1 protein-coding gene and 2 pseudogenes are annotated in these 5160 nt (G+C 46.0%); all 3 read left to right on the top strand.

Translation table 11 applies throughout. The features are described from left to right. The coding region (locus JGK16_RS32070) for an Ig-like domain-containing protein (RefSeq protein ID WP_293193917.1) at positions 1 to 3729 on the top strand (3729 nt) is incomplete at its 5' end. A 553-nt stretch (positions 3730 to 4282) separates the two neighbouring features. Beyond that, a pseudogene (locus JGK16_RS32065) lies at positions 4283 to 4433 on the top strand (transposase); the annotation flags it as partial. A gap of 188 nt (positions 4434 to 4621) precedes the next feature. Beyond that, positions 4622 to 5160 (top strand): annotated as a pseudogene (locus JGK16_RS32060) (IS5/IS1182 family transposase); the annotation flags it as partial.

Below are 5160 nucleotides of genomic sequence, written 5' to 3'. Positions count from 1 at the left end.
GGGAAACCAGACTTAGCTGTGGCGAACTTCGGCAGCAACAACGCCTCCATCCTGCTCAACACCACCCCCACGGGAGCTACCACCCCCACTTTCGCCACCCAAGTTGACTTCCCAACTGGCAGTAGCCCCCGCTCCGTCAGCATCGGCGACTTCAACGGCGACGGGAAACCAGACTTAGCTGTGGCGAACAGAAGCAGCGGCACCGCCTCCATCCTGCTCAACACCACCACCCCCAAAGTTACCGCTGTCACCGCCACCACTGCTGACGGCAGTTACGGTGTAGGTTCTACTATTGCCATCACCGTCACCTTCGATGCTGCCGTGACTGTCACTGGCACACCCCAACTGCAATTAGAAACCGGTACAACCGACCAATTTGCCACCTATGCTAGTGGTAGTGGCGGTACTGCACTCACTTTCAACTATTTAGTACAAGCTGGGGACACTTCTGCTGACTTAGAATATCTCTCTACCAGTGCGCTTACTCTCAACGGTGGCACAATTCAAGATAATTTGGCTACGAATGCCGATTTAACCCTCCCCGCCCTAGCCACAGCCAACTCCCTCGGCGGCAGCAAAGCCATAGTTATTGACGCCGTTGCACCCACCATCACCAACATCACCTCTACCACCGTCGATGGTAGTTACGGCACAACTGGCAACATCAACGTCACCGTCAACTTCAGCGAAGCAGTAACATTAGCAGGCGGTAATATGACAGTCGCTTTAGACACAGGCGGCACTGTTACTATTGCACCTTTCACCGGCACATCTGCTGTCGGCACATACACTCCAGCCGCCGGACAAAACAGCACGGATCTCAACTCAACAACCATAACTTTAGCAACAGGTGCAACCTTAAGAGATGCTGCGGCAAATAATGCAACATTAACTATTCCTGCGGGACAATCTTTAGCTGATAACAAAGCCATAGTTGTAGACACAATTGTACCCACAGTAGCCTTAACATCAACATCACCAACCACCACAAACGCACCCTTTTTAGTCGCAGCAACATTCAGCGAAAATGTCACAGGATTTATTCCCAGCGACGTGAATTTGACTAACAGTGCGATTAGCAATTTCACAGGTAGCGGCACAACTTATACTTTTACAGTTACACCGACTGCTAGTGGCGCTGTCACCGTAGATGTTCCCGCAGCTACAGCCACTGATACAGCAGGTAATAACAATACCGCTGCGGCTCAATTGACTCGCACTGCCGATATTACAGCACCCACAGTAGCCTTAACATCAACATCACCAACCACCACAAACGCACCCTTTTTAGTCACAGCAACATTCAGCGAAAGCGTCACAGGATTTATCGCAAGCGACGTGACTGTTGCTAATGGCGCTGTTAGTGGATTTACAGGTAGCGGTACAACCTATAATTTCACAGTTACACCAACTGCAACTGGCAATGTCACCGTAGATGTTCCCGCAGCTACAGCCACAGATACAGCAGGTAACAACAATACCGCAGCCACCCAACTTGTTCGCACTGCCGATATTACAGCACCCACAGTAGCCTTAACATCAACATCACCAACCACCACAAACGCACCATTCATAGTCACAGCAACATTCAGCGAAAGCGTCACAGGATTTATCGCAAGCGACGTGACTGTTGCTAATGGAACTGTTAGCGGATTTACAGGTAGCGGTACAACCTATAATTTCACAGTTACACCAACAGCCGCTGGCGCTGTCACCGTAGATGTTCCAGCAGCGCGGGCAACTGATACAGCAGGTAATAACAATACCGCTGCGGCTCAATTGACTCGCACTGCCGATATCACCGCACCCACAGTAGCCTTAACATCAACATCACCAACCACCACAAACGCACCATTCATAGTCACAGCAACATTCAGCGAAAGCGTCACAGGATTTACTACAACTGGTGTGACTGTTGCTAACGGAACTGTTAGCGGATTTACAGGTACTGGTACAACTTATAATTTCACAGTTACACCAACAGCCGCTGGCGCTGTCACCGTAGATGTTCCCGCAGCTAAAGCCACTGATACAGCAGGTAATAACAATACCGCTGCGGCTCAATTGACTCGCACTGCCGATATTACAGCACCTACTGCTAATTTGGCTGCAATTTCTAACGTTACTACAGCGGGTGGTACAAGTCAGACATTGACAGTTACTTTCAGCGATAATAGTGGAGTTGATGTTAGCAGTTTAGATAATTCTGATGTTGTTGTAAATTGGTCAGGTGGTGCTATTCCTGCTACCTTTATTAGTGCAACACCCATCGGAAATGGTACACCGCGTACAGCGACATATTCGTTGACGCCCCCAGGTGGAATTTGGGATAATGCTGATAATGCTACTTACACGGTTAATTTGCAAGGAAGTCAGGTTAAAGATGCGCTTGGTAATTTGAATGCTGCTAGCAGTTTAGGTACTTTTGGCGTGAATATTCCCGTACCTGTCACCACACCAACTCCGGTAACAACACCAACTCCGGTAACAACACCAACTCCGGTAACAACCCCAACTCCGGTAACAACCCCAACTCCGGTAACAACACCAACTCCGGTAACAACACCAACTCCGGTAACAACACCAACTCCGGTAACAACACCAACTCCGGTAACAACGCCAACTCCGGTAACAACACCAACTCCGGTAACAACACCAACTCCTGTCACAACGCCAACTCCTGTACCATTCGTAACGCCAACACCGACACCGATAGTCACACCAACGCCTGCGGAAACACCGACACCAACACCCGCACCAACGCTGACACCGACGCCAACACCGACGCCAACACCATCGGTAACGCCAATAACTAATAACATCCCGAATGATGACTGCATCTGCGACAAAATTGACTATCCCAACTTAAACCAACCCAATGCAGTTGAAAATACCATACTCGGTGTATCCGGCATTCAAATAGGCACTGCCAAAAATGATGAATTTCTCGGCAGCAACAACGGCAATATATTTGATGCTTCTTCCGGGAAGGACAACTTATATGGTGGCGGCGGAAACGACATTTTCAACGGCAACAAAGGCAACGATTTTATCAGCGGTGGCAAAGGCAATGACATCCTATTTGGAGATGAAGGAAACGACATCATTCTGGGTGAATTGGGCAAGGATTTAATCTTTGGAGGTAAAGGCAATGACTCCTTAAATAGCGGCGAAGGTGATGACATCGTTTATGGGAATCGAAATGATGACTTTATCGATGGTGGCAAGGGTAATGACACCTTATTTGGAGGTAAAGGTGATGACATCATCCTTGGTAGTGAAGGTAATGACTCCCTGCTTGGAAATGAGGGTTCGGATACCATCTGCGGCGGGGCTGGAAATGATTTTATCAGAGGGAATGAACAAGCAGATATTTTGGGAGGTTGTGAAGGAAATGACACCCTGTACGGAGGGGAAGATAATGATACTCTTCTAGGCGGTAAAGGTGATGATATTCTTTACGGAGAATTGGGTAATGATAGTTTGATTGGCGGTAGCGGTAACGATATCTTTGTCTTGAAATCAGGTGAAGGATTTGACATAATCGCTGATTTTACCGTGGGTCAAGATTTGATTGGATTAAGCGGTGGTTTAAGTTTTAATCAGTTAGCAATAACTCAAAATACTCAGGGAACTCTCATCAAAAATGTCTTGACGGGACAGGAGTTGGGTGTGATGATTGGAGTGAGTGCTAATGCGATTACTTCTGCTAATTTCCGGTTGATTTAGGGAAGTGATTTACCGTTGGGTGGGGGCGGGTTTTTGAGATTATTGGTTGAGTGGCAATTATTGTTGGTGAACCCGCCCCTTGTATCTTAAAAGAGTGAGTCAGTCGATCGCCACGTCATTGATTCCATCATACCGATAAGTGGGCGATCGTACCGATAAGTGGGCGATCGAGCCGATAAGTGGGCGATCGTACCGACAAGCAAAACGAATCTAAAGAAACAAGGAAAGTTTTGTAAAAAAGGTTCTGTAACAGGCGAAAGTGCTAGCTAGGGCTTGCTGAATAAGCCTAAAACCCTTACCTGAAAAAACTTGACTCGCGATCGGCACTGACAATGTGTTAGACTATGAGGTAAAATTAGTCAAAAGCCATGCACAGCATCACTTTCGTTCATGTACCGAAAACTTGACTAAAGCCCCAAAAGCAGTGTCCAACTTTGCCCTTCACGGACAAGGACAATTATCAGAGAATAATCGTTGGTAATCATGGCAAAAATAATTCCATGGTCAGAATTTTTGTTGATGAATATGCCCAAAAATTCACCTGTTCAACGGGGAACAAATAAGAGAAAACCCATACCTACAATACTTCCTAGGTCTAAGTGGCTATAGTAATGCTAGACCATTCGACTCATCCATGTTCGTTTATTTTCGGCAAAGAATAGGAGTCAACCCGAGGAAATAAAATCAATGAAAAAATGGTCAAAGACCAGACCAAAGTACCAGGAGAAGAAGTAGAAAAAAAGTAATCAGATTGGAGTGAACCCAAAAATCAAGGAAAATTAATATTATAGCCTTTCTCAAAAAGGTGAGGTATGACTGACAGGTTATATAACCACTGAAACCAAGAGGGCCCAAGCCCAACAACGTCCGCGAATCTTTCGCTAGATCCGCTATAGATGCAACCTGTGCGCCAGCCGACATTAAATATCCGACCGACTTAGGACTATTAAATCAAGCCCGAGAACATACTGAAAAAATCATAGATAGTCTACACAATCAAACTAGATCACCCGTAAAAAAAAGCCTCTTGACATATCGAAACAGAGCCAGAAAAGAATACCTAACCATAGCAAAACAAAAAAAGCCACGACGAAAATCAAGAAGAAAAGCCATTAAAAAACAACTGCAATACATCCAAAGAAATTTGGCTAGTATAGAGCGAATGCGTCAGCTACAGTTATTAACCAAATCTCATTATAGAATGCTGTTAGTAGTTACAGAAGTCTACCGCCAACAGTTGTTAATGTACAAAAAGAAAGAACATAGTATTCCCGACAGAATAGTAAGTTTAACGCAACCACAGATCCGCCCGCTCCGTGAGAGGGAAAGCTTGGAAATCCGTTGAATTTGGGGCAAAACTGTCAGCCAGTTGTCGAAATGGGTACGTATTTTTAGACCGAATTAGTTGGGATAACTTCAACGAATCAGGAG

The organism is Microcoleus sp. PH2017_09_SFU_O_A (assembly GCF_020738625.1).
GTDB lineage: Bacteria > Cyanobacteriota > Cyanobacteriia > Cyanobacteriales > Microcoleaceae > Microcoleus.
Note: the sequence above shows the minus strand (reverse complement) of the source record. Positions and strands in the feature narration are given on the sequence as shown.